The organism is Roseovarius tolerans (assembly GCF_900109855.1).
Lineage (GTDB): Bacteria > Pseudomonadota > Alphaproteobacteria > Rhodobacterales > Rhodobacteraceae > Roseovarius > Roseovarius tolerans.
This window is the reverse complement of record NZ_FOBO01000003.1, coordinates 89650-111988: the sequence shown is the minus strand read 5'-3', so window position 1 is coordinate 111988 and position 22339 is coordinate 89650. Positions and strand designations below refer to the sequence as shown.

The window sequence follows — 22339 nt, the reverse complement described above, 5'->3', positions numbered from 1 at the left end:
GCTGCGTGAAGTGCGCCTGTGGGTGCGACGCGATTTCGAAAGGCCATGGTGCCTCCGGTGTTCGAAAAACAGTTCGTAGGTGTTTAGACGCGATAGAATAGCCTTTTAGCTATCGCCCATATTGCTGAGAATGCTCTCAGCATTGATAATTGATTGTGCAATTTCTGTTGTTGTGGTCCGCTTGGCCATAGCTTGTTTGCGGATTAGATGATATGCTTCGCGTTCGGTAATTCCGCGATGGCGCATCAGAATGAATTTTGCATCATTGACCTTTTGCACATTCTCGAGCTTTTCCCGTAGCTTGGTGAGGTCCTTGGAAAACCTTTCTTGCTCGGACTGAAATCGCCGCGCCATGAGCATACTGCTCAAGACACCCGCTGCGCGGACTGGTTTCGTCAACACGGCATGTGCTCCGATCTCAAGAATGATGTCCAAGACCGAAGGATTTTCATATCCGATGATTGTAATGATTGTTGCACGCTTCTCGCGTTTGTCGAAAAAGCTCTTCAACTTACTGGCGGACTGATCGGTAACATCGACAAAGACCATGTCGAACTTATCTGGTAAAGCGTGTGGCACCGGCCACATGTGATCGAAACTACATCCGATCCGATTCACTTGTTGCAGAAGTTCGTCTGCACTCCGATCACGCGGATGGATCAGCAGAACATTCTGATCGCGTAGGTCGCGGATCAGGTCATGCATGGTGACCGCCACCCCCGGAAACTTTTTGAGTGCGGAAACTCCAGTCATGGATCGCCGGATAGACGAGGTAGGGGTCTGGTTTGATCGCGCGACGGACTTTGAGGTCTATTACGAACTCGCCTTCGCCATTGACCATTGCGATGCGCGACTGAAGATATGTGTGATTGTTTTCCGGGTCGATCTTGATCTGGCCCTGGGGCGCATCAAACGCCTCGCCCAACAGGGCCTCGCGCAAGCAATCTGTGTCCATTTCACCAGTCTCCTCCAAGGCTGCCGCAAACAGATGCACTTGACTATAAGCAGCTTCGCAGCAGCTTGTAACATCAATTGTAGAACCAAATTTTTGTTCATAGGCCTTGAGAAAGCGCCGGTTCGCCACGGAGTTGATCGATCGGAAATAAGGTGCTGCGGTTATGTGGCCAACAGCTGCATCTGCCCCGATTGCGCTAATCTCACCTTCGTTCGTTGTGAGGCTGGCTATGGGGCAGATACGTCCGTCACCTCCCGCTGCATGGTAGGCGCGATAAAACTCAATGCATGATTGCCCCACGATTGTGGAAAAGATCGCGTCGGGCCGAACCTCCATGATTTCCTTGACTACATCAGTGAAATCTTCTGCGCAGGTAGTGAGATCAAAATAGCGTTCGCCAACCACTTCACCGCCACCTTGCCGAAGAACGTTTCGCATTACTCGATTGGATTCATAGGGATAGATGTAGTTGGAGCCTACGAAGAATATGCGATGGCCAAAGGCGCTCATCAGGTAGTTAGCAAGCGGCACACTGTTCTGGTTAGGGCAAGCCCCACCGTAGATGACGTTCGGAGAATATTCAAAGCCCTCATAAAGGGTCGGATAGAAGAAAAGGGCATTGCGCCGCTCGACCACGGGCAAAACCTCTTTGCGTGAAGACGACATGTAGCAGCCAAAGATGACACTCACCTTATCTTCCACGATCAAGCGCTCGGCCAATTCACCGTAGCGAGGAACGATGGAGCCAGGATCGTAGCTGACCGCCTCTAGCGGAAGCCCGCGAATTCCACCCTTTGCGTTGATCTGATCGATGGCCAGTAACGCACCATTGAGTTGCGACTGCTCGATTATCGAGGTCACACCTGATGTCGAAAAGAGCAGTCCGATCTTCCAGCTTTCGGTTCTTGTCACGAAGAGGCACCTTTATTCAGGAATATTGAAACTGGACCGTTCCATCTTTTCGGTCCGCAAGAATTTGGATCACATGCTGGTCCGGTCCAACAGCTGTAGGGGAAGGCCCGTTCAGTAGAAAACCGGCCAAGGGAAATTCGAGATGCCGCCGTATCGCCCGTCTTAAGCCCCGCGCTCCGAACTGCTTATCATATCCTTCGGATGAAAGAAAATCCCTCAGGGTTGTAGTGATGTCCAGTGAAAGGTCGTGTTTGCGAAGGCGCCGATTGAGCCGCGTCAACTCGACATCTACGAGTGCAGGAACCTTGTCGCGGGATATCCAATTGAACGTATCGACATGGTCGATTCGATTGACCAATTCCGGCGGAAATCTTTCAAGAAGGCATTTCATGACTATGTCGTGGGCCTGTGACCGACGGCTCTTGCGGGCTGAGAGGAAACGATGCCACAGGCGGCTACGTTGCTCATCAATGTCCATCAATTCGCGCGCGCCGAGGTTAGAGGACATGAATACCAGGGCATTGCGGAACGAGTAGGTTTTTTCTCCTGAAGCGACAGTCAGCAAGCCATTGTCAAACACATTCATGAGCGCCAGAACGACCTCGTCGCTGGCCTTCTCCAACTCGTCAAACAGCACAAGCCCCGGAAGGTTGCGTGTGCCTTCGATCTTCTCTTGATCAAGGATCGTGGTGCCTTCTTTGGAGCCGACATATCCGGGAGGCGCCCCTGTAAGAGCAGCCGCATAATGCTCTTGGGACAATGTGTTCATGTCAATGCGACAGAAAGCGTCTGCATCGCCGTAGAGTGCACGCGCAAGCGTTCGCACCGTTTCAGTTTTGCCCACTCCCGTTGGACCGCAGAACAAAACCGTAGCCAGAGGCTTGCGTGGGTCGCCAATATCGGCTCGAACGACTTTGAGGATATCGAGCAACTCGTTGATACTTTCATCCTGTCCGATGATAGCCGCACGCAATTCAGCTTCGACCATCTGGAGGTCGAACGAAAAACGAGATTGCAACCCTGTCTCGGGCTGCTTTGTGGTATTCGCCACAGTCATGCGTGCATTTTCATCGGCCAAAGCCGAGGTCAGTTTTTCCTGACGTGCACTATCATGCAGTCGATCAGTCAAAAACGGCATTATAAGTCCACCATTCCGGGGAAGATCTGGAACGGCGCAGCTTGGCGCCGTTCCAAAGCGGGAGATTGAGCGAGATCACTTCGCTTCTTTTTCTTTTGCACCAGTGGGCAAGCCGCCGACCGGGCAGCAGGCCACGCCGACGGTCGAACGGGTAAAGGACTCGACATGCTCCCGTGTCTTTTCCGCGTCGTTCACCCAGTTGCGATAGAATTCGAACGGACATTCGGCCACACCCTTGTCACCATCGCCCGAGGCATGAATACCGGTATAGCCGCGGTGCAGAAGCTTGAAGAGGTGGTTCTGGGATTGATCGTTGGCACGGGCGTCGCGGATCTCGGGGATCGAAAGCTGTGCATATTGGATGCCCATGTCCTCTTCGCCGCATTCACCCAGCGTCCGCCCATCAAAGCCGATGATCGCTGAATGTCCGAAGTAAGAATAGACCCCGTCAAAACCTGCGGCATTTGAGACAGCGACGTAGCTATTGTTCGCCCAGGCCATCGCCTTTGCCATGACCACCTGCTGTTCTTTTGCAGGATACATGTAGCCTTGGCAGCGCACGATCAGTTCGGCACCCTTCATGGCGCAGTCGCGCCAGATCTCCGGATAATTGCCGTCGTCACAGATTATCAAGCTGACCTTGAGGCCCTTTGGGCCTTCACAGACGTAGGTCTGATCGCCCGGATACCAGCCCTCGATCGGATTCCACGGCAGAACCTTGCGATACTTCTGCACGATCTCACCCTTGTTGTTCATAAGGATGAGCGTGTTGTAAGGTGTCTTCTTTGGGTGCTCTTCGTGGCGTTCGCCGGTGATCGAGAAAACGCCCCAGGTGTTCGCCTTGCGGCAGGCGGCGGCAAAAATTTCGGTCTCTTCACCAGGTATCGTGGCCGCGGTCTCCATCATCTCGTCGGGATCATACATGATCCCCTGAGTGCTGTATTCCGGGAAGACTACCAGATCCATCCCGGGAAGGCCTTTCTTCATGCCGATGATCATGTCGGCGATGTTCTGTGCGTTGTCTAGAACCTCCGCCTTGGTATGCATCCGGGGCATCTTGTAGTTGACGACTGCAACGCCGACGGTGTTGTCGCTGCTTGAGATGTCACCATGTCTCATGTCTTATCCTTTTCTTGAGTTACTGCGGTGCTGATTGCCTGACCGTCAGAAGGTCAGGTGCTTCTCCACGACGGAGTCGGTGAGATCGGTGCTGTGCCCGCTCAGGACTACACGGCCCTTGTCGAGCACCAGGAAACGGTCTGAAGCGCGTCTTGCGAATGGCACGTTTTGTTCCACGAGAATGATGCCGAGGCCTCGCTCCTTGTTCAGCCGAATGATCGCCTCTTCGATTTGCTTGACGATGTTGGGCTGAATGCCTTCGGTCGGCTCGTCGAGGATCAGAATCTTAGGATCCATCGCAAGCGCCCTTGCGATAGCCAGTTGCTGTTGCTGTCCTCCGGACAAGTCCCCGCCTTTTCGGCCGATGAACTCGTCCAAGATCGGAAACATTTCGAAGAGATAGTCGGGGATTTCGCGCCCACCGTCAGGGCGGGCGAAGGTGCCCATCAGAATATTCTCACGGACCGTGAAGTCAGGAATGATCTCACGGCCCTGCGGAATGTAGGCAATGCCGAGTTGCGCACGCTGCGATGTGCTCAGACCAAGCAATTCATTCTCGCCGAAGACAAGCCCTCCGTCACAGCGGTCGGTGAGCCCCATGAGAGATTTCAGCAGAGTGGTCTTGCCGACACCATTGCGTCCCAGGATGGCGAGAAACTCGCCAGGTGCCAGATCAAAGGTGACACCCTGTATCACCGGGCTCTTGCCATAGAACGAAAATAGATCCTTTGCTCGCATGGTTTCCATGATCAATGCCCCAAATATGCAGTCTTAACGTCGTCGTTCGTCTCGATCTCTTCGATCGTGCCCTCAGCCAGCATGGCACCGCGGTTCATCACGACGATTCTGTCCGCGACGGTGCGAACAAAGGACATGTCATGCTCCACTACGATGAGGGTGTGGCTGGTGCTGAGCGATCGAAATATCTCGGCAGTGCGTGCGGTTTCCTGAATGGTCATACCGGCCGTTGGTTCATCCATCAGGATCAAGCGGCTGTCCTGAGCGATCAGCATGGCGATCTCGAGCCATTGAGTTTCCCCGTGCGAGAGATTGCCCGCGATCTCGCTTGCCCTGGCTTCCAGGCCAACACGCTCCAGGATCGGCGCTGCCACGCGGCCGTCGGATAATGAGAAGCGGGTAAGCGCGTGCCAAATTCCAGGACTGCGTGAGCGAGCGACTGAGAGGTTCTCGGCTACGGTCAGCTCTTTGTAGACAGATGGCACCTGAAATTTGCGCCCGATACCCAAGCGCGCCCGCCGGAATTCAAGCAACTGAGAAATATCAGTGCCTTCGAACCGGATCGATCCGCTTGTGGGCTGAGTCTTCCCACAGATGAGGTCGAGAGTAGTCGATTTGCCTGCTCCATTCGGGCCAAGGAGACAGAGTATTTCGCCTTCGTTCACGTTGAAGGAAAGCCCATCAACGGCGCGAAGCCCTCCGAAATCGACATGCAGATCGGTTACCTGAAGCTGGGCCATGATTATTTCTCCTGACCGGATTTAACCGGTTGTGGCTGCAATTTTGGCTCAGCTTCATTGGCGCGCTGTTTGTGGGATTGGTTATTCAGTGCCTTCCACAAGTCGCCGATCAATCCGTGCAACCCGCGTGGAATGAACATCACCACAAGAACGAAGATGACGCCGAGCATAAGGTTCCAGCCTTCTACGAAGACGTCCGAAAGGCGCCCCTCGAGAAGATTCACGATGATTGCGCCAATGGCAGCTGCAATCACGGAATCCCGCCCGCCAACCGCGCACCAGATCACGATGGCGAGGCTGAACGACACACTCATGTAGGTTGGGGATGCGAACTCGAGAACGAGTGTGTAAAGCATGCCTGCCCAGCCAGCCAGTGCTGCTGAGATACAGAAAATAACGGTTTGGTAATTGGCCACATTGTAGCCAAAAAACCGGGTGCGGTCTGCGTCCTCGCGTATTGCGCGCAAGATCAGTCCGAACTTGCTGTGCGTTAGGTAGAGTCCGACTGTGATTGCCGCCATCAGGCAGCCTGCGACAAGGTAGTAGAAGCTCACGTCATAGGTGTCGACGCTCCAGCCAAGCAAGCTCAGCGGGGCGAGCCCGGTCAGACCATTCTGACCTCCTGTAATACCCTGTTGTTCAATTACAACCAGTTGGAACGCTACCAGGAATGCAAGTGTGATGATCGCGACAAAGACGCCGGCAATCCGTGCGCGAAACATGAACATAGCGATCAGTCCGCCCACGAATGCCGGCACCAGTAGCCCGGCCAACAGGGTGAAGCCGAGTGAGTGAAAAGGAATCCAAATAAGTGGCAGTTCTGGGACATTGTTCCATCCCATGAAGTCAGGCAGAGCGTCGCCGCTCGCCTTGAGCTTGAGATGCATGGCCATCGCGTAAGAGCCCATGCCGAAAGTCGCAGCCTGGCCGAGGTTGAGCAGCCCGGCGCTTCCCCACGAGAGCGCTAGCGCGAGTGACACTATGCCGAGCGCGAGATAGCGCGCAAAGGTGTTCAACTCGAACCCGTCGAACCCCATTAGGAATGGGACCCCGACTACGATAACCACTGCAAAGACTGCGAGTGCAAACAGGTCGTAGAATAGTTTCGTTGTCATTTTGCTCTCCTCAGCGGCGGGTGTTGGACGGAAATAGGCCCTTTGGGCGGAACCGGATAAGCACGATAATTCCAGCCAGCACGGCGATCCGACCAAGCGTATCGTTGAGCAGCATCGAGAAAAGTGCAGTTGCTTCGCCGATGAGCACGGAGGCAGTGGCAGCACCAAGCAGGCTTCCCAACCCACCGACGATCACAACAAGGAATGCGTCAACCACAAGCCCTGTCCCCATTGTCGGAATGGTGCTGAAGAGTGGTGTGATCAGCGCCCCTGCGATGCCAGCAAGCCCAGCTCCATAAGCGAACGTGATCGAGTATATGTGTTTGGCCTCAATGCCATAGCACTCCGATATCTGACGATTTTGGATCACGGCGCGGAGTTTCATGCCAAATTCGGTTCGCGTCATGAGTGCCCAGGATGCCGCCAAAATAGCCAAGGAGAACACGATCACAAAAATGCGGTAGTTGGACATGATCAGTCCACCAATCTCAATGTTGCCACTGAGGATTTCCGGCCCTTTCACGAAACGTGACTCCGCTCCGACGAAGAGTCTCACCAACTGCTGCAAGACAATACCAATTCCCCATGTCGCGAGAATCGTGTCGAGAGGACGATGATAGAGCCGCTGAACAATGACCCTCTCAATGATCCAGCCAACTGAAGCAACGGCGAGGAATACAAAGGGGAGAGCGACGATGATGCTGAACCCTGCATAGGTCTGTAGCGCCCATGCCGCATAGGCTCCAAGCATTACGAACTCACCATGCGCGAGATTGATGACACCCATCGCACCATAAATTATGGCCAAGCCCAAGGCGATCATCAGCAGGATTGAAGCCATGCTGAGCCCGGCGAATATCTGGTTCAATATGACGTCCATTGAGACACCCTTCCCGTTGACCCGGCTCCAATGGTGGAGCCGGGCAGTAGATTGCTTCTGTCGGAGTTTGCGTGTCGGGGCGTCAGCCCTGCACCAGGCCTTCGCCAGTGCAACGCTGTCCCTCGTAGGCAGCGTAGGGCAAGGGAGCGACGCGATTCTGCGATTCCAGCATTACCTCGGCCTGACCGTTTGCCTGCCACTGACCAATCTTCGGCCAGAGGTGAGTGTGCAAGTTTTCATCGATGAGAACTTCACCTTGCGGCGCGTTCAATGTCAGCCCCACTGCGGCGTCGCGGATCGTTTCTGGCGTGATATTTGCCGGATCAAGCTTCTCCAGGGCTGCTTTGAACTGATACACCTGAAAGTAAGCTGCTTCGCTGACGAAATGGGTGACCTGATCTGCGCCATAGCGAGATTTGTAGGACTCGACGAAACGCTCGTTTTCCGGCGTCTGGGTGCCCATGAAGTAGGGAGCAGATGAGAAGTGCCCGGCCGCAGCTTCGCCGCCTATAGCCTTCACTTCGACTTCCGAGCGTGTGAGGCTGATAACCGGCATCTTCGCGGGATCAAGCTCTGCTGCATGATACTGCCGCGCAAAAGCGACGTCGGAGTCTCCAACCACTGTTGCAAAGATGACGTCCGGTTCTTCGGCTCGGATACGGTTGATGACCGAGCTGAAGTCGGAGTGGCCCAAGGGCACATATTCTTCGTGCACCACTTCGCCCCCGTGCTTCTCCAGCAGCGTCTTACAGTAGTTGTTCTCCTCTTTCGGATACACGTAGTTGTTGCCGATCATATAGAAGCGCGGCCCGAAATTCTCGATGGCCCACGGAATCAATTCATCCTGCTGCTGGTTCGGCACAGCACCGCCATACATCACGTTAAGAGAGCACTCGCGACCTTCGTAGAGCGTTGGATACCAGTAGAGGTTCTTGCGCTGCTCTGTGACCGGCAACACGGCCTGGCGGCTGGCTGACGTATAGGAGCCGAATACGCTCACGCATTTGTCACGGATCATCAGGCGACGGGCTCGGTCAGCATAGGTCGCAGGATCAGAAGCGGGATCTTCAATGATCGGGCGCAATTGACGACCATGCACGCCACCTGCCGCATTGATCTCCTCAATCGCCATCAACGCCGCGTCATGCAGTGTGCTCTCGACCACGGCCACGGCCCCAGTCAGTGAAAACAGCAAGCCCACGGGAATGTCAGTGCCCTGCGCAGCAGCGCGGCTCACCGTCGTCAGGAAGGCCGGAGCCGACAGCGCGCTGGCTGTCCCAACTGCGCCGACGCCTCTCAGAAAATCGCGACGTTTCATTCTTACTTCTCCTCTGTTGGATCCGAGCCGCCGTTTCATTCGGCAATAAAAAAAGGCCCTTCAACGCGGTTGAAAACCGCAGTCGAAGAGCCTCTTTGCTCATTTGATTTTTAGACTCGCATTTGAGCCTGAAATAATCGTTATCCAGAAGGGATTTTTTTGCAAGATTATTTATTTATTTAATTTGAGTGACTTACGGTTAAAACTCGTTGAATCTTCGGGCTTGGTGTGGAATCGATCACGACTTCTGGAAAGTAATGTTATGCGACTGGAGGTTAAGGAGACCGCCCTGGCTTGGCGTCTTCTGTAGAGACTTCCGAGAGCATCAAGGTCTGACGCTTGATGTGCGAGGCGGGCAACGAATGGCTATAGTGCTGCCCCTCCCCTGTAATTGCGCCCTACGCATCACGCCGTGCAACCACCGCCACATTTATTTTTAACTTCCACCCGTCACCGTCAGACCAAGTAGACGCCAGACCTGCATGCCGCCGCGGTAGTATGAGATCTGCTCAGCCGGGTAACCGGCGTCGATCATGTTGCGGATCGCCGTCGGCGACTGGCCGCACCAGATCCCGTTGCAGAAAAGCGCGACCCGCTTGGCCTCCGCACAATCCCAGCCGTCGAAATCTGGCTCACACCCGAGCAGACCGAGCTCATCGACGACATATGTATAGGGGATGTTGATGGCGCCGGGGATTGTGCCACCCTGAAACCAGTCGGGCGTCCGGCTGTCCACGACCACTGACTCTGGGTCTTGCAACATCTCCAGAAGCTCAAGCTCCCCAATCGTCGACACGCCCGGAGCTGGACTCATCGGCTGGATGCAGAATTCCGGGCACGGCCGTGACGTGCGCGCCCACTCGTCCGTGATCTCGTGCGACGGATCCTGAACGCGATTGATCACCTGCGGACCATTTTCGGTCTGCACTGTCACTTGGGGCATCGATTTCGTTATGCCAACTGTAGGGTCGGCCTGCGCTGATCCGGCGATGAGTGCGGTTGCGAAAGCCGTGGCAAATGTATTCATTTTGTCCTCCAGTCTGTGCAAATCAAAGCGCGCCGAAAGGATCCCGCAAAGAACCTCTCCGACCGAGTCATGCTTGTTGGTCACGACAACCTCTGACGCACGCCACGACGCCGACCTAGGTTTGAGCAAAACACGCTCTGGCGTCAGACAGAAAACCTCGCGCAAGCCGGTGTTCCGAGTGACGACGTCATCTGCCTTGTTCGCACCTCCGACCTCGTTGCCGAAATCGCGCCGCTTCTGCCCGTCCGGGTGATGCCCATGCACGAAGCCAAGGGGGCTGAATACCGTGCTGTCGCAGTGCTGGCACTCGATCAGGATATCGTCCCGCTCGAGGAGCGCCTGATGTCCGCGAATAACGAGGCGAGGCTCGACGAGATCATGAATACCGAACGACACCTGCTCTATGTCGCTGCATCTCGTGCCCGGGATCACCTTTGGATGTCCGGGGTGAAACCTGTATCAGAATTCCTGGAAGACGTTTTCAAATTGAAAGCCCACTTATTGGCTCGATGAGCGCCTCTCCTTCATCCTGGATGCCAAACCGCACGACCGGATGGTGCTTGACTTGATAGCTTGCACCGAGGTCGGTCCGGTCGCTCCCGGTCAGCCAGTCGTCGCGCTCTGCGCTGACGAGGATCACCGGCATGCGGTCATGGATCGGCGTGACGGTGTCATTCGCCGCGCGCGTCAGGATCGCGCAGGTGCGCAGGTCGTTCCAGACCGACAGCAGGCCCGCGAACCACAGCGTCTCCTCGTTGCCGGCGCTGGCGAAGAAATGCGGCTGCTTTGGGCTCTTGCTTCCGGTCCACTCGTAATAGCCACCCGCCAGGATCAGGCAGCGGCCATAGCGCCACGCGCCGCGAAAGCTGGGCTTGGTCGCGGCCTCCTCGATCCGCGCGTTGATCGTGCTCGCGCGCCAGTCCTTGAGATCACCCTTGTGCCAGCTCGGGATCAGGCCCCATCGGGCGCAGGTCAGCTCCTGTCCCAGGAGCACATAGACCTCCTGCGTCGGCTTGATGTTGAACCGTCGCGGGAAGGGCGTGATCTTGAGATCGGCGAACTCGAACTCGGTGCCGCGCAGGTTGGGGTCTATGAAGCGTCCACACATGAATGAAAGATGACGGGGCATCTAGTGATTCTACAAGCTCGTGCTCTTTGAACAGCAGTGCTTTCTCTGCCTGTGCACGGTCCACGCAATCCTAATAGCGCGGCCTTTGTGCTCGGCAGGTCCGCAGGTGCAAGACGCCATACTGATCTGCCGCCATCTCCCTTCGTAGACGGGCCGCCTCGACGGCCTATATCCAGCCCTGCAAAGGAGAAACGAATGTCCCTTCTCGTCCTCGCCCTGGTCACCGGCGTGATCTTCCTGATCGCCGACGCCATCATGCTCTCGACCGTCATGCAGCCGCTCTTCGCTCAGCACCTGGGCGATACGCTTCGCGAGGGCATACGGCCCCTCCCGGCCGTGCTGTTCTATCTCATCTACATGGTGGGCGTGGTCTGGTTCGCGGGCTGGCCGGCGCTGCGCGATGGCACGCCCGTCACCGCGCTCGTCAATGGCGCGATCTTGGGCTTTGTCGCCTACGGCACCTACGTGCTGACCAGCTGGACGGTTATGCGCGACTGGCATCCCTCGATGGTGGTCGCCGACATGGCCTGGGGCGCGACACTCACTGGCGTATCTGCCTGGGCCGGAGTTGTGAGCGCCCGGGCAATCGGCTGAACGGACCACACGCCCGTCAAGTGACTGCGCCGCGTCCGGTGACGAACCTCGCCTACTCCTGCATCATCTCGCGTCGGGGTGCGTGATTTCGGGTTTTGACGGAGGTCAACGTGCCAAAGCGTCATTTGTGGTCATGATCCAAGCTGGTCTATAGGAGCGCACAGAATGACGATCTTGATCGTAATTTGCACCATGCTGCTGGTGTGCATTTCGACTTTAGCGCTGCTTCTTGTCTATGATCGGCGGGCCGATCGCGCCGAATGGCAGCGGCTGGCGGCGTTGCAGCCCGCCGATCCGGCGCGGTTCGATCCTGAGATGGTCGCGGACTTGCCTGAACCTGCGCGCCGCTATTTCATGTTCGTGATACAGCCCGGCACCCCGCTGTTGCCCGTGTCTGAAATCGACATGACGGGGAAATTCAGCCTTGGCAGCAAGCAGGCCCCTGCCTATCGACCGATGGCGGCGCGCCAGATCCTGTCCGTGCCGGAGGGATTCGTCTGGGCGATGCGGACGCGCAAGGGGATGCCGGTGTCGGGGTCAGATTCCGCATTCTGGACACGGTTTCGCATTTTCGGGCTGATCCCCGTCGGGCGATTGGGGGATAATGCTGACCACAGGCGCTCGGCCTTTGGGCGCTATGTCGCCGAGGCCGTGATCTGGTCACCGGCCGCACTCCTGCCGGGTCCGGGCGTTTCCTGGGAAACGGTGGATGACAGCACCGCGCGCGTGACCGTGCGCCGTGACGCGTTGAGCCAAGCGGTCGATGTGACGCTGGACCATGAGGGCCGACCGGGTGTCGTTTCCTTCCAGCGCTGGAGTGACGCGAACCCGGACCGCATCCACCGCTTTCAGCCATTCGGTGCGAACCTGTCGGACTTTCGCGAGGTCGAGGGGTATCGGCTGGCGTTCCATGTCGAGGCGGGCAACATGTTCGGCACGGACGACTATTTCCCATTCTTCATCGCGGATGTCACCGAGATTCGCTTGCCGAGGGGTGTGCCATGACGGTGATGATCCTGTCACTTCAGATAGCGTTGCCGCTCGCTTTGATCGCGTGGGTAGCATTTCTTCCGGGTAGCACTTGGTCCAGATTCGGGCTTCAGGCGGTGGGCACCGGTGCTTTCCTGTTCGCGCTGGCCCGGGTCGCGCAATGGGCCGTTCCGGTCTGGTGGTTGCCTTGGGTCTATGGCGGGCTGTGGCTGCTCGCCTTGCTGGCTGGACTGGTGCGCAAGGGCAGGGCTGCGCCACCCAGGGTGCCGAATGGGCTGGCCGGATGGACCGGGATAGTGCTGTCGGTCGTGCTTTTGTGCGTCGGCGGCTGGTATGGCGCACGCGCAGTGATGGGTCGCAGCCTGCCAGAGGTCGAGATCGTCGATATCGGCAATCCGTTCGGACCCGGTCACTATCTCGTGGGTAACGGGGGCTCGAACCGGATCGTCAACGTGCACATTGCGACACTTGATCGAAGCGTTGCGCGGTTTCGTCCGTGGCGTGGCCAGTCCTATGCGGTGGATTTCTTCGGTCTAGGAGCTTGGGGGCTGCGCGGGCAGGGCTGGCAGCCTGCCGATCCTGCCGCCTATGCCATCTTCGGAGCGGAACTGCGCGCTCCCTGCGCCGGTAGGGTGGTCGCTAAGGAAGGGGACATGCCGGATTTCGAGGTGCCAAATAGCGATCAGGTCAACCGTCTTGGCAACCACGTTATCCTGCGCTGCGGCGAGGCCGAGATCGTATTGGCCCATATGCGACAGAGTAGCGTGACCGTGGCATCTGGCGATCAGGTCAGGGTCGGGGACCTGCTTGGGCAGGTTGGTAACTCCGGTGCCTCGACCGAGCCGCATCTGCATATCCACGCGCAGCGTCCCGCAGCCCTTGGTGCGCCGCCGATCTCGGGCGAGCCGCTGGCCCTACGCATCGAGGGCCGTTTCCTCGTGCGTGGCGATCATCTTTCGGGGCATCCGGTCAATCCATTAAGGTAAAAGCCGAGGGACACCCCGGATTGGGGTCTATGAAGCGTCCACACATTGGCAGACGATGACGGGGCATCTAGTAATTCTACAAGCATCGCTGATACGATAGAAGTGGATGTGTTCTGATGGCAGACGCAGTCATATTGACGCAACGTCATTTACCCATTTCAAATGCGGTTACATGGTTACAAAACTACACCTAACTTATTGTTTTTAATGCACACTGGTCGTTGTCCAACCTCTCACCCTTTTCCCGACATCGGCAAAGCATTAGTCGCGCAGCGCCCAGGCCATCTGCGCCTCGGTCTCGACGGCGCACGGCCGCACCGACCGTAAGCGGCGCAGCGCGGCATCAGGGGCCTCTCCGGTTTCGATCATCAGGCGCAACGCCACCATCCCGGATCGGCCACACCCGCCCCGGCACTGGATCAGCACCCGCCCGCCGCCCTGCAGCGCGGCGCGGGCCGCCTGGCTGGCGGTACGCCAATCCATGTGTTGATCAGGGCTCGGCACGCCGAAATCCGGCACCGGAAAGGCAATCCATCGGGTGCCGGTATCCTGTAGGTCCGCACCGAACCCGGACGCCCCGGCCACGGCACGTTCCGCCGCCTCGGTCAGGCTGATGACCAGCGCCGGTTTCCAGTCACGTATATGGCTGAGGTCGCACGCATAATCCCCCGCAACACCGGGCAGCGGCGCAAGCGCCAGCGTACCGCCGCCCACGTGCAGGGCATGGATCACGAAGCCCGTCACGTTTCTACCTCTTGCACAGCATCAGTCATCACCACCCCCAACTCGAACGCACACAGCTTTGCCACGCCGCGTGCAAAAAGCAAGGTGGACGCCCCGCCTGCCCCGCTTTACCTTGCCCCAGACCCCCGAATCCGAAAGGCACCGCGCATGTCCGACACCCCCGATACCGGCTATCAGGTTCTGGCCCGCAAATACCGGCCCGAAACCTTTGCCGATCTGGTCGGGCAGGATGCGATGGTGCGCACGCTCAAGAACGCCTTTCAGGCCGACCGCATCGCGCAGGCCTTCATCATGACCGGCATTCGCGGCACCGGCAAAACCACAACCGCGCGGATCATCGCCAAGGGGATGAATTGCATCGGCACTGACGGCGCGGGTGGCCCGACGACCGATCCCTGCGGCGAATGCGAGCATTGCCGCGCAATCATGGAGGGCCGCCATGTCGACGTGCTGGAGATGGACGCGGCCTCCAATACCGGAGTCGCCAATATCCGCGAAATCATCGACTCCGTTCACTATCGGGCCGCCTCGGCGCGCTACAAGGTCTACATCATCGACGAGGTGCACATGCTCTCGACGGGCGCGTTCAACGCGCTCCTGAAAACGCTGGAAGAGCCGCCCGCGCATGTGAAGTTCATCTTCGCCACCACCGAGATCCGCAAGGTGCCGGTCACCGTCCTGTCGCGCTGCCAGCGCTTCGACCTGCGCCGGATCGAGCCCGAGGTGATGATCAGCCTGCTACGCCGCATCTCGGACAAGGAAAGCGCGCAGATCACCGACGATGCGCTCGCCCTCATCACCCGCGCCGCCGAAGGCTCGGCACGCGATGCGACCTCGCTTCTGGATCAGGCGATCAGCCATGGCGCGGGCGAAACCGGGGCCGATCAGGTCCGCGCCATGCTGGGGCTGGCCGATCGGGGCCGGGTGCTCGATCTCTTCGACATGATCATGAGGGGCGACGCGGCAGGTGCACTCTCGGAACTGGGCGCGCAATATGCCGAAGGGGCCGATCCATTGGCCGTGCTGCGCGATCTGTCGGAGATCACCCATTGGATTTCCGTGGTCAAGATCACGCCCGACGCCGCCAACGACCCCACGGTCGGCCCGGATGAGCGCACCCGTGGGCAGGAGATGGCCGAAGCCCTGCCGATGCGTATCCTGACCCGCATGTGGCAGATGCTCCTGAAGGCCCTCGACGAGGTGGCCGACGCCCCCAATTCGATGATGGCCGCCGAGATGGCGATCATCCGCCTGACCCACGTCGCCGACCTGCCCACGCCCGAAGACCTCGTGCGCCGCCTGCAGGACAGCCCGCCGCCGCCGGGCGGCGGTGGCGCGAGGCCGCAGGCGCAGGGCCAAAGCACGTCGGCGCACGGCAGCGCCATGCCCCGCCCCACCCATTCCGGCCCCTCGGGCCCAAGCGCAAGGGGTGCGGGGCCGGTCACGGCTCTTGCGCAGGATACAGAGGCGGCGCTCGCCCATTATCCCACCTTCGAGCATGTGCTCGACCTCATCCGCGCCAATCGCGACGCCAAGCTGCTGATCGAGGTCGAGGGCTGCCTGCGCCTCGCCGCCTACCGCCCCGGGCGGATCGAGTTCACGCCGACGCCCGACGCGCCGCAGGACCTCGCGCAGCGTTTGGGCGGCGCGCTGCAACGCTGGACCGGCAACCGCTGGGCCGTCACGCTGGTGAATTCCGCCTCGACGCCCACGATCCGCGAAACGCGCGAGGCCGAGAGCGACGCACTGAGAGACGAGGCGCGGGCGCATCCCCTCGTGCGCGCGGTGTTCGACGCCTTCCCCAAGGCCGCGATCAAGGAGATCAAGACCGCCGAGGACATCACCACCGACGCCGGGGTTGAGGCCCTGCCCGAGGTCGAGGATGAATGGGATCCCTTCGAGGAGGACTGATCCCGCCGCTTGCCTGTCGCCTTTGCCATGCCAATATGCTTAAAGACGGCAGAATCTTTCCCGGCCCCGTAAGGGGCCACGATCCAGAGGAGATCATTTCATGTTCAAGGGTTTGGGCCAGATCGGCGATATGGCCGGAATGATGAAAAAAGCGCAGGAAATGCAGCAGAAGATGGCCGATCTTCAGGAAGAGATGCACAACATCATGGTCGAGGGCGAAAGCGGCGCGGGCCTCGTGAAGGCGACCTGCACCGCCAAGGGCGAGTTGAAGGGCCTCGATATCGACCCGTCGATCTTCAATTCCGACGACAAGGAAGTGGTCGAGGACCTGATCCTCGCCGCCATCAAAGATGCGCAATCCAAGGCCAGCGACCGCGCTCAGGAAGAGATGAGCAAGCTGACCGAAGGCATGGGTCTGCCCAAGGACATGAAACTGCCGTTCTGATACCCTGCGACCCATCTTTCCGAAGATACGCGCGCGACGCGCGGCAGCCCACGACACGGATGTGACGATTGAACAGCACCCGCGACATAGACGCCCTGATCGACATGATGGCGCGCCTGCCGGGGCTTGGGCCCCGATCGGCGCGGCGCGCGGTTCTGCACATGATCCGCAAGCGCGCGCTGCTGCTCACGCCATTGGCGGATCTCATGCAGTCCGTCGCCGCCACCGCGCGCGAATGCGCCGCCTGCGGCAATATCGGCACGATGGAAACCTGCGATATCTGCGCCTCGCCAAAACGCGCCAACGGCCAGATCTGCGTGGTCGAAGACGTGGCCGACCTATGGGCGATGGAGCGCGGGCAGGCCTTCAAGGGGCGCTATCACGTCCTTGGCGGCACGCTTTCGGCGCTCGATCAGATCGGGCCCGAGACGCTGCGCATCCCGAAACTCGTGGAACGGGTCGTGACCGAAGAGATCAGCGAGGTGATCCTCGCCCTCAATGCCACGGTGGACGGCCAGACCACGGCGCATTACATCGCCGATCAACTTGACGGCAGGGTTACGCTCACATCTCTCGCGCAGGGTGTTCCCATTGGCGGCGAGTTGGATTATCTCGACGATGGCACCATCAGCGCGGCGCTCTCGGCGCGCAAAAGCCTCTGAGCCGCCGCGCCACGCGGCATCTGACACACTCAAATACCTGAAAACATTGCCATGTCTCCGCTGACCCTCGCCCTTGTCTACCTTTTCGGGCTCAACCTCGTCACGCTTGGCCTGTTCTGGTGGGACAAGCAGTGCGCGATTCACAGACGCTGGCGCGTGCCCGAGAGCACGATGCTCACACTTTGCCTCGTCGGCGGTTCTTTCGGTGCCAAGACAGGGCAGGGCCTGTTCCGCCACAAGACCCGCAAGGAGCCGTTCCGCACCTCGCTGAACGCGATCATCGTGCTGCATCTGGGGTTCTTGTCGGCCCTCGTGCTGCCAGGCTTCCGCGGCTCGGTGGTGGCCATGCTGCATGACGCCTCGGCGGCACTTTTCGGATGAAACCGCTCAGGTGACCTCTTCCTGAAGGTGCAGTTTCATCTCGATCAGAACCTGCTGCAATTGCGTCGTCTCGCGCAACAGGCGCTTGGCCTCGTTCACGGTGATACGGCCATCTTCGATGCTCTGCTGATATTCGGCCATCAGCATCGCGAAACGCTGTGACAACGCGATCACGTCGCTGTTCACGTTGGCCTTCTCATCGGCGTTGCGCCGCTCTGCGCTCAGACTGAGGTGAATACCCTTCAACTCGGCAAGGGCACTGGTGACATGCGGATAGCTGGACGCCTCTTCCAGTGCCGCCACCGCATCGACCGGAATGAAACGATCCGAATGTTCCTCGTGATCGGAATAATAGCGGCCAAGCGTGGCCTTGGATTTCCCGGTCAGCTTGCACGCCGCCTCGATGCCCACATCCTTCACGAGCGCCTCGGTGTGCTTTTTCAGATAGCTTCGCATCGTCGACATACCCGACCCCCAATTCTCCCCGAACCGCCCGGGGCACCCAGAACCTGATTTTTCCTTACTGACTTTGCCCTGCAATGTCATTTGCAAATTATTGCGCAGGCTTGCAGGGGGCGGCCGTCACACAGGCCCGGCCCGTTCCACCAGCACCGAGCCCACCGAATAGCCCGCGCCAAACGAACAGATCAGCCCCCTGTCGCCGGGTTCGAGATCGCCCGAATACTGCGAAAACGCGATGATCGATCCAGCCGACGACGTGTTGGCATAATCCTGAAGGATATTTGGCTGCTCGCCCGCCTCGGGCACACGCCCCATCACCTTGCGCCCGATGAAATCGTTCATCGTCTTGTTGGCCTGATGCAGCCACAGGCGGCGCAGGTTATCCGCCTCGACACCTTCGCCCTCCAGATGCCCCAGAATATGCGCCGAGACCATCGGCAGAACCTCTTTAAACACCTTTCGTCCCTCCTGCATGAATTGCATGTCGCGCCGGTCGGCCACGCCATCCGGGCGCGTGCGCCGCAGAAAGCCATTATTGTTGCGGATGTTGTTCGAGAACTTGGTCGCGCAGCGCGTCGAATGGATCAGAAAATGTGCGCCTTTCGCGTCCTCTGCCGGCTCGATCACCACGGCGGTGCAAACATCGCCGAAAATGAAATGGCAATCGCGGTCGCGCCATTCCAGGTGACCCGAGCAGATCTCGGGATTGACCACTATGGCACGCCGCGCGCTGCCCGCGCGGATCATATCCGCCGCCGACTGAATGCCGAAGGTGGCCGAGGAACAGGCGACGTTCATGTCGAACGCAAAGCCGCCCGCGCCCAGCAACTCCTGTATCTCGATGGCAATCGCCGGATAGGGCCGCTCGTGGTTCGAGGCGGCGCAGATGATCAGGTCGATCTCCGACCCGTCGCGCCCCGCCTGCGCCAAAGCCTTGCCACAGGCATCGAGCGCCATTTCCGCCATGATCCCCGGCTCGTCATCACGCCGCTGACGCAAGCGCGGATGCATCACCTCCGGATCGAGAACACCGCTCTTGTCCATCACATGACGCCGCTCGATCCCCGAGGCGTTGTGAATGAACTCCGGCGAGGACAGGCCCTTGGCCTTAACCTCACCCGCGACGATGGCGTCGGCATGGGCCGCGTTGAACCGCTCGGCATAGGCGTTGAAGGCCTCGACCAGTTCCTCGTTACTGATCACCTCGGCGGGCGTGAACACACCCGATCCCGTTATCGCGGGCTGAGCCATAATCCGTTCTCCTCAAAGTTCCGGCCAGATCAACGCGTCCTCCCGCCCCCGTCAAGCACGACGTGGCGCGAAATCGGGCAATCGGAGTTTCTTCTTGGCAAAAATACTCAAAAACACCCGCTGTGGCTCAGTTCACCTGATTGGGCGGGGTTTCTCCGTCGAAAAAGGCACGCAGGTTGTCCACCGCCATCAGCCCCATCGCCTCGCGCACGTCCAGCGCGGCGGTCCCCAGATGCGGCAGCAGTGTCACGTTCTCCATCGCCTTGAGCGCGTCTGGCACCTCCGGCTCGCGCTCGTAGACATCAAGCCCCGCCCCCGCGATGCGCCCGTCCTTCAGGGCCGCGATCAAGGCCGCCTCGTCCACCACGTCACCGCGCGCGATATTGACGAGATGCCCCGTCGGCTTCATCGCGGCCAGCACCTCGGCATTGATGATATGCTTGGTCTCGGCCCCGCCGGGCAGCGCGATGACAACGATATCCGCCTCGGCCGCCACGTCCTCGATCCGTGGCAATTGCCGCGCCTCGAACTCCATCTGCTTGTCCGAGCGGTTGTAATAGACCACCTCCATGCCAAAGCCGAAATGACAGCGCCGCGCGATGGCCTGCCCGATGCGGCCCATGCCGATGATGCCCACGGTCTTGCCGGTGACATGCAGCCCCAGCATCTGCGTCGGGTTCCAGCCGGGCCATTTGCCCGCGCGCACCAGCCGCTCGCCCTCGCCCGCGCGGCGCGCGCTCATCAGGATCAGCGTCATGGCGATATCGGCGGTCGCATCGGTCACGGCACCGGGCGTGTTGGTGACCGCAATGCCCACAGACCGCGCAGCATCCGCGTCGATATGATTATAGCCCACCCCGAAATTCGCCAGAATCCGGCAGCGGCTGCCCTCGGCCTCGGTGAAAACATCCGCGCTGAACATATCGCCAAGCGTCGGCAGGATACCGTCGTAAAGCGCCAGCGCCCCGCGCATCTGTCCGGGCTTCAGCGGCGTGTTGTCGTCGCGCATCTCCACGTCGAAATGCGCGCGCGCGGCCTCGGCGACGCGGGCGGGCATGGGTCGGGTGATCAGGATCCGTTTCAATGCAGTCTCTCTCCGATGGGAACGTCCATGTCAGGGCGTATCAGAACAATATCGCCCTTGCTATCGCTCAGCCCCAGAACCAGCACTTCGGACAGAAACTTGCCGATCTGACGGGGCGGGAAGTTGACGACTGCCAGAACCTGTTGGCCGATCAGCGCCTCGGGCTCATAATGCGCGGTGATCTGCGCGCTCGATTTCTTCTCGCCAAGATCGGGGCCAAAATCCACCCAGACCTTGATCGCGGGCTTGCGCGCCTCGGGATAGGGTTCGGCGCGGGTGACGCGGCCGACCCGGATATCGACCTTCAGGAAGTCGTCGAACGTGATCTCAGCCATTGCGCAATTCCCGCGAACGCTCTGCCGCGGCCTTGACCGTGCGCGCCATCAGCGGCGGCAGGCCCGTGTCCTCGTGCATCAGCACCTCAAGCCCCGCCTGCGTGGTGCCCTTGGGGCTGGTGACGTTCTGGCGCAGTTGCGCGGGCGTCTCATCCGCCGCCTCAGCCAGCGCCCCGGCCCCCGCCACCGTCGCCTGCGCCAGTTGCATCGCAAGATCGGGGGCCAGCCCCTGCGCCTCGCCTGCCCGCGCCATGCATTCGATCATGTGAAAGACATAGGCCGGACCAGAGCCCGAGAGGCCGGTGACCGCGTCCATCTGACCCTCATCCTCCAGCCGCACCACCTGCCCCACCGCCTGCAACAGCATGTCGGCCAGATCGAGTTGCTCAGGCGTGGCATGGGCATTGCCGATGATCGCGGTGATGCCGCGCCCGACGGCAGCGGGGGTATTGGGCATCGCCCGCACGATCGGGGTCTGCCCCCCAAGCGCCTGCTCAAACGCGGAAATCGGCGTGCCGGCGGCGATCGAGACGAAAAGCGTGTCGCCATTGCCCCGGTCGCGCATCATCGGCAGGGCGTCGCCCATCATCTGCGGCTTGACCGCGACCAGCACGATGGCGGGCAAGGCGGGCAGGTCAGCGTTGATATGCACGCCGGTGCCGCGCAGCCAGTCAGACGGATTCGGGTCGATCACCCAGACAGAGGCGGGCGGCAATCCGTCCCCCAGCCAGCCCTGCAACATGGCGCTGCCCATCTTGCCGCAGCCCAACAAAACAAGGCCTTTCTCGGCCACGTGATCCATGGTCATGGTGATCCCCCGCGTCTGATTAAACCGTTTCGCGGGGGTCAGTGTTACGCGCGGCCGTACGCCTCTGCAATGGCGACTTGCATGGCTTCCTGCGGGGTCTGATCGCCCCAGATCGCCAGTTGGAACGCCGGGTAATACCGCTCGGCGCTCAGCACGGCGGCGCTCAGCAGGACATCAATCTGCTCGGGCGAGGGGGCCTGCGATCCGGCCATCACAAGGCCGTAGCGATAGACCATCAGCTTCTGCTCGCCCCACCATGTAAAGGCGCCTGACCAACATTGGTCGTTGATTTCATTGAGAATTTCATAGAGCGCAGGCAGCTTATCCTCGGGTGGCTCCATGTCGAAGGTGCACACCAGACGCAGGGTTTCGTCATGGTGCGACCAGGCGAGGGTCAGTGAATAGGTGCGCCATTGTCCCTCGACCGCCATGGCGATCTGATCGTCGCCGATCCGGTCGAAATCCCACTCGTGATGCTCAGCGATATGCTCAACAATATCAATGGGATGGAGATCTTCTTGAAAGAAGCTTTCGGAAAGTGCCATGGCGCCGCCTCATTTGCTGTAGCGCGGGGGATGGCTACGCACCCCCAATGCTAGGTGCCTGCTCTACGGG

At 59.5% G+C, this 22339-nt stretch carries 26 protein-coding genes; 8 read left to right on the top strand and 18 right to left on the bottom strand.

Features of this window, described 5'->3' with window-relative positions; translation table 11 throughout:
- Positions 1-105 precede the first annotated feature (105 nt).
- The 10 genes from BMX04_RS03705 to BMX04_RS19800 form a co-directional block, all read right to left on the bottom strand.
- Positions 106-705: an ANTAR domain-containing response regulator gene (locus BMX04_RS03705; RefSeq protein ID WP_074785205.1), complete on the bottom strand. Its 600-nt coding sequence runs from the start codon at positions 703-705 to the stop codon at positions 106-108.
- Positions 698-1867, bottom strand: a complete 1170-nt coding sequence (locus tag BMX04_RS03700; protein WP_074785063.1) for a transporter substrate-binding domain-containing protein — start codon at positions 1865-1867, stop codon at positions 698-700. Before BMX04_RS03700 ends, BMX04_RS03705 begins: the two co-directional genes overlap by 8 nt.
- Positions 1868-1883: 16 nt before the next feature.
- Positions 1884-3005, bottom strand: a complete 1122-nt coding sequence (locus BMX04_RS03695) for an AAA family ATPase (protein ID WP_074785062.1) — start codon at positions 3003-3005, stop codon at positions 1884-1886.
- Between the two features lie 75 nt (positions 3006-3080).
- Positions 3081-4124, bottom strand: a complete 1044-nt coding sequence (locus BMX04_RS03690) for an aliphatic amidase (RefSeq protein WP_074785061.1) — start codon at positions 4122-4124, stop codon at positions 3081-3083.
- A 45-nt stretch (positions 4125-4169) separates the two neighbouring features.
- Complete coding sequence (gene urtE, locus BMX04_RS03685; RefSeq protein WP_083398075.1) at positions 4170-4871, bottom strand: urea ABC transporter ATP-binding subunit UrtE; 702 nt, start codon at positions 4869-4871, stop codon at positions 4170-4172.
- Positions 4872-4873: 2 nt separating this feature from the next.
- Complete coding sequence (locus BMX04_RS03680; protein WP_074785060.1) at positions 4874-5602, bottom strand: ABC transporter ATP-binding protein; 729 nt, start codon at positions 5600-5602, stop codon at positions 4874-4876.
- 2 nt (positions 5603-5604) lie between these two features.
- Complete coding sequence (urtC, locus tag BMX04_RS03675) at positions 5605-6717, bottom strand: urea ABC transporter permease subunit UrtC (protein WP_074785059.1); 1113 nt, start codon at positions 6715-6717, stop codon at positions 5605-5607.
- Between the two features lie 10 nt (positions 6718-6727).
- Complete coding sequence (gene urtB, locus BMX04_RS03670) at positions 6728-7597, bottom strand: urea ABC transporter permease subunit UrtB (RefSeq protein WP_074785058.1); 870 nt, start codon at positions 7595-7597, stop codon at positions 6728-6730.
- 82 nt (positions 7598-7679) lie between these two features.
- Complete coding sequence (locus BMX04_RS03665; RefSeq protein ID WP_083398074.1) at positions 7680-8915, bottom strand: transporter substrate-binding domain-containing protein; 1236 nt, start codon at positions 8913-8915, stop codon at positions 7680-7682.
- Positions 8916-9351: 436 nt separating this feature from the next.
- The gene (locus BMX04_RS19800; RefSeq protein ID WP_338101063.1) at positions 9352-9678 is read right to left on the bottom strand and encodes a rhodanese-like domain-containing protein; all 327 of its coding nucleotides are present in this window, start codon (positions 9676-9678) and stop codon (positions 9352-9354) included.
- Between the two features lie 516 nt (positions 9679-10194).
- Between BMX04_RS19800 and BMX04_RS03655 the strand changes: the two genes are divergently transcribed.
- Positions 10195-10455 (top strand): 3'-5' exonuclease, encoded by a 261-nt coding sequence (locus BMX04_RS03655; protein ID WP_338101061.1) that lies wholly within the window; start codon positions 10195-10197, stop codon positions 10453-10455.
- Here BMX04_RS03655 and BMX04_RS03650 read toward each other — a convergent pair.
- Complete coding sequence (locus BMX04_RS03650; RefSeq protein ID WP_074785202.1) at positions 10424-11050, bottom strand: SOS response-associated peptidase; 627 nt, start codon at positions 11048-11050, stop codon at positions 10424-10426. The genes BMX04_RS03655 and BMX04_RS03650 overlap by 32 nt on opposite strands.
- Before the next feature lie 216 nt (positions 11051-11266).
- Between BMX04_RS03650 and BMX04_RS03645 the strand changes: the two genes are divergently transcribed.
- The 3 genes from BMX04_RS03645 to BMX04_RS03635 all read left to right on the top strand — a co-directional run bounded on the left by BMX04_RS03645 (position 11267) and on the right by BMX04_RS03635 (position 13641).
- Entirely contained in the window at positions 11267-11665 is a 399-nt protein-coding gene (locus BMX04_RS03645) for a DUF2177 family protein (protein ID WP_074785056.1), read from the top strand.
- Between the two features lie 165 nt (positions 11666-11830).
- Positions 11831-12670, top strand: a complete 840-nt coding sequence (locus BMX04_RS03640) for a DUF6544 family protein (protein WP_074785055.1) — start codon at positions 11831-11833, stop codon at positions 12668-12670.
- The gene (locus tag BMX04_RS03635) at positions 12667-13641 is read left to right on the top strand and encodes a M23 family metallopeptidase (RefSeq protein WP_074785054.1); all 975 of its coding nucleotides are present in this window, start codon (positions 12667-12669) and stop codon (positions 13639-13641) included. The genes BMX04_RS03640 and BMX04_RS03635 overlap by 4 nt, the downstream gene beginning before the upstream one ends.
- A gap of 261 nt (positions 13642-13902) precedes the next feature.
- Here the strand turns inward: BMX04_RS03635 and BMX04_RS03630 are convergent, their stop codons facing one another.
- A complete protein-coding gene (locus BMX04_RS03630; RefSeq protein ID WP_074785053.1) occupies positions 13903-14385 on the bottom strand; it encodes a protein-tyrosine phosphatase family protein in 483 nt (160 codons plus the stop codon).
- Between the two features lie 147 nt (positions 14386-14532).
- On the opposite strand from BMX04_RS03630, the gene BMX04_RS03625 reads away from it, so the two are divergent.
- From BMX04_RS03625 to BMX04_RS03610, 4 genes are all read left to right on the top strand, one after another.
- Positions 14533-16296 carry a DNA polymerase III subunit gamma/tau gene (locus tag BMX04_RS03625; RefSeq protein ID WP_074785052.1) on the top strand — a complete coding sequence of 588 codons (1764 nt, stop codon included), beginning with the start codon at positions 14533-14535 and terminating at the stop codon, positions 16294-16296.
- A gap of 100 nt (positions 16297-16396) precedes the next feature.
- On the top strand, positions 16397-16741 hold the full coding sequence (locus BMX04_RS03620) for a YbaB/EbfC family nucleoid-associated protein (protein ID WP_050661363.1): 345 nt from the start codon (positions 16397-16399) through the stop codon (positions 16739-16741).
- 68 nt (positions 16742-16809) lie between these two features.
- Entirely contained in the window at positions 16810-17403 is a 594-nt protein-coding gene (gene recR, locus BMX04_RS03615; protein ID WP_074785051.1) for a recombination mediator RecR, read from the top strand.
- Between the two features lie 51 nt (positions 17404-17454).
- Positions 17455-17784 (top strand): DUF1294 domain-containing protein, encoded by a 330-nt coding sequence (locus BMX04_RS03610; protein WP_074785050.1) that lies wholly within the window; start codon positions 17455-17457, stop codon positions 17782-17784.
- A 6-nt stretch (positions 17785-17790) separates the two neighbouring features.
- Here BMX04_RS03610 and BMX04_RS03605 read toward each other — a convergent pair whose 3' ends face one another.
- The 6 genes from BMX04_RS03605 to BMX04_RS03580 form a co-directional block, all read right to left on the bottom strand.
- On the bottom strand, positions 17791-18249 hold the full coding sequence (locus tag BMX04_RS03605; protein ID WP_074785049.1) for a phage regulatory CII family protein: 459 nt from the start codon (positions 18247-18249) through the stop codon (positions 17791-17793).
- A 117-nt stretch (positions 18250-18366) separates the two neighbouring features.
- Positions 18367-19497: a beta-ketoacyl-ACP synthase III gene (locus tag BMX04_RS03600; protein WP_074785048.1), complete on the bottom strand. Its 1131-nt coding sequence runs from the start codon at positions 19495-19497 to the stop codon at positions 18367-18369.
- A 127-nt stretch (positions 19498-19624) separates the two neighbouring features.
- Entirely contained in the window at positions 19625-20581 is a 957-nt protein-coding gene (locus BMX04_RS03595) for a 2-hydroxyacid dehydrogenase (RefSeq protein WP_074785047.1), read from the bottom strand.
- The gene (locus BMX04_RS03590) at positions 20578-20916 is read right to left on the bottom strand and encodes a tRNA-binding protein (RefSeq protein WP_074785046.1); all 339 of its coding nucleotides are present in this window, start codon (positions 20914-20916) and stop codon (positions 20578-20580) included. The genes BMX04_RS03595 and BMX04_RS03590 overlap by 4 nt, the downstream gene beginning before the upstream one ends.
- On the bottom strand, positions 20909-21724 hold the full coding sequence (gene proC / locus BMX04_RS03585) for a pyrroline-5-carboxylate reductase (protein WP_074785045.1): 816 nt from the start codon (positions 21722-21724) through the stop codon (positions 20909-20911). The genes BMX04_RS03590 and proC overlap by 8 nt, the downstream gene beginning before the upstream one ends.
- Positions 21725-21768: 44 nt before the next feature.
- Positions 21769-22269 (bottom strand): type III secretion system chaperone family protein, encoded by a 501-nt coding sequence (locus tag BMX04_RS03580; RefSeq protein ID WP_050661356.1) that lies wholly within the window; start codon positions 22267-22269, stop codon positions 21769-21771.
- Positions 22270-22339: the final 70 nt, after the last annotated feature.

Excerpts from the sequence above, each read along its gene's own strand:
- BMX04_RS03705 (WP_074785205.1), bottom strand. The coding sequence starts at position 705 with ATGCATGACCTGATCCGCGACCTACGCGATCAGAATGTTCTGCTGATC.
- BMX04_RS03695 (WP_074785062.1), bottom strand. The coding sequence starts at position 3,005 with ATGCCGTTTTTGACTGATCGACTGCATGATAGTGCACGTCAGGAAAAA.
- BMX04_RS03690 (WP_074785061.1), bottom strand. The coding sequence starts at position 4,124 with ATGAGACATGGTGACATCTCAAGCAGCGACAACACCGTCGGCGTTGCA.
- urtE (WP_083398075.1), bottom strand. The coding sequence starts at position 4,871 with ATGGAAACCATGCGAGCAAAGGATCTATTTTCGTTCTATGGCAAGAGC.
- BMX04_RS03680 (WP_074785060.1), bottom strand. The coding sequence starts at position 5,602 with ATGGCCCAGCTTCAGGTAACCGATCTGCATGTCGATTTCGGAGGGCTT.
- urtC (WP_074785059.1), bottom strand. The coding sequence starts at position 6,717 with ATGACAACGAAACTATTCTACGACCTGTTTGCACTCGCAGTCTTTGCA.
- urtB (WP_074785058.1), bottom strand. The coding sequence starts at position 7,597 with ATGGACGTCATATTGAACCAGATATTCGCCGGGCTCAGCATGGCTTCA.
- BMX04_RS03665 (WP_083398074.1), bottom strand. The coding sequence starts at position 8,915 with ATGAAACGTCGCGATTTTCTGAGAGGCGTCGGCGCAGTTGGGACAGCC.
- BMX04_RS19800 (WP_338101063.1), bottom strand. The coding sequence starts at position 9,678 with ATGTTGCAAGACCCAGAGTCAGTGGTCGTGGACAGCCGGACGCCCGAC.
- BMX04_RS03655 (WP_338101061.1), top strand. The coding sequence starts at position 10,195 with ATGCCCATGCACGAAGCCAAGGGGGCTGAATACCGTGCTGTCGCAGTG.
- BMX04_RS03650 (WP_074785202.1), bottom strand. The coding sequence starts at position 11,050 with ATGTGTGGACGCTTCATAGACCCCAACCTGCGCGGCACCGAGTTCGAG.
- BMX04_RS03645 (WP_074785056.1), top strand. The coding sequence starts at position 11,267 with ATGTCCCTTCTCGTCCTCGCCCTGGTCACCGGCGTGATCTTCCTGATC.
- BMX04_RS03640 (WP_074785055.1), top strand. The coding sequence starts at position 11,831 with ATGACGATCTTGATCGTAATTTGCACCATGCTGCTGGTGTGCATTTCG.
- BMX04_RS03635 (WP_074785054.1), top strand. The coding sequence starts at position 12,667 with ATGACGGTGATGATCCTGTCACTTCAGATAGCGTTGCCGCTCGCTTTG.
- BMX04_RS03625 (WP_074785052.1), top strand. The coding sequence starts at position 14,533 with ATGTCCGACACCCCCGATACCGGCTATCAGGTTCTGGCCCGCAAATAC.
- BMX04_RS03620 (WP_050661363.1), top strand. The coding sequence starts at position 16,397 with ATGTTCAAGGGTTTGGGCCAGATCGGCGATATGGCCGGAATGATGAAA.
- BMX04_RS03610 (WP_074785050.1), top strand. The coding sequence starts at position 17,455 with ATGTCTCCGCTGACCCTCGCCCTTGTCTACCTTTTCGGGCTCAACCTC.
- BMX04_RS03605 (WP_074785049.1), bottom strand. The coding sequence starts at position 18,249 with ATGTCGACGATGCGAAGCTATCTGAAAAAGCACACCGAGGCGCTCGTG.
- BMX04_RS03600 (WP_074785048.1), bottom strand. The coding sequence starts at position 19,497 with ATGGCTCAGCCCGCGATAACGGGATCGGGTGTGTTCACGCCCGCCGAG.
- BMX04_RS03590 (WP_074785046.1), bottom strand. The coding sequence starts at position 20,916 with ATGGCTGAGATCACGTTCGACGACTTCCTGAAGGTCGATATCCGGGTC.
- proC (WP_074785045.1), bottom strand. The coding sequence starts at position 21,724 with ATGACCATGGATCACGTGGCCGAGAAAGGCCTTGTTTTGTTGGGCTGC.
- BMX04_RS03580 (WP_050661356.1), bottom strand. The coding sequence starts at position 22,269 with ATGGCACTTTCCGAAAGCTTCTTTCAAGAAGATCTCCATCCCATTGAT.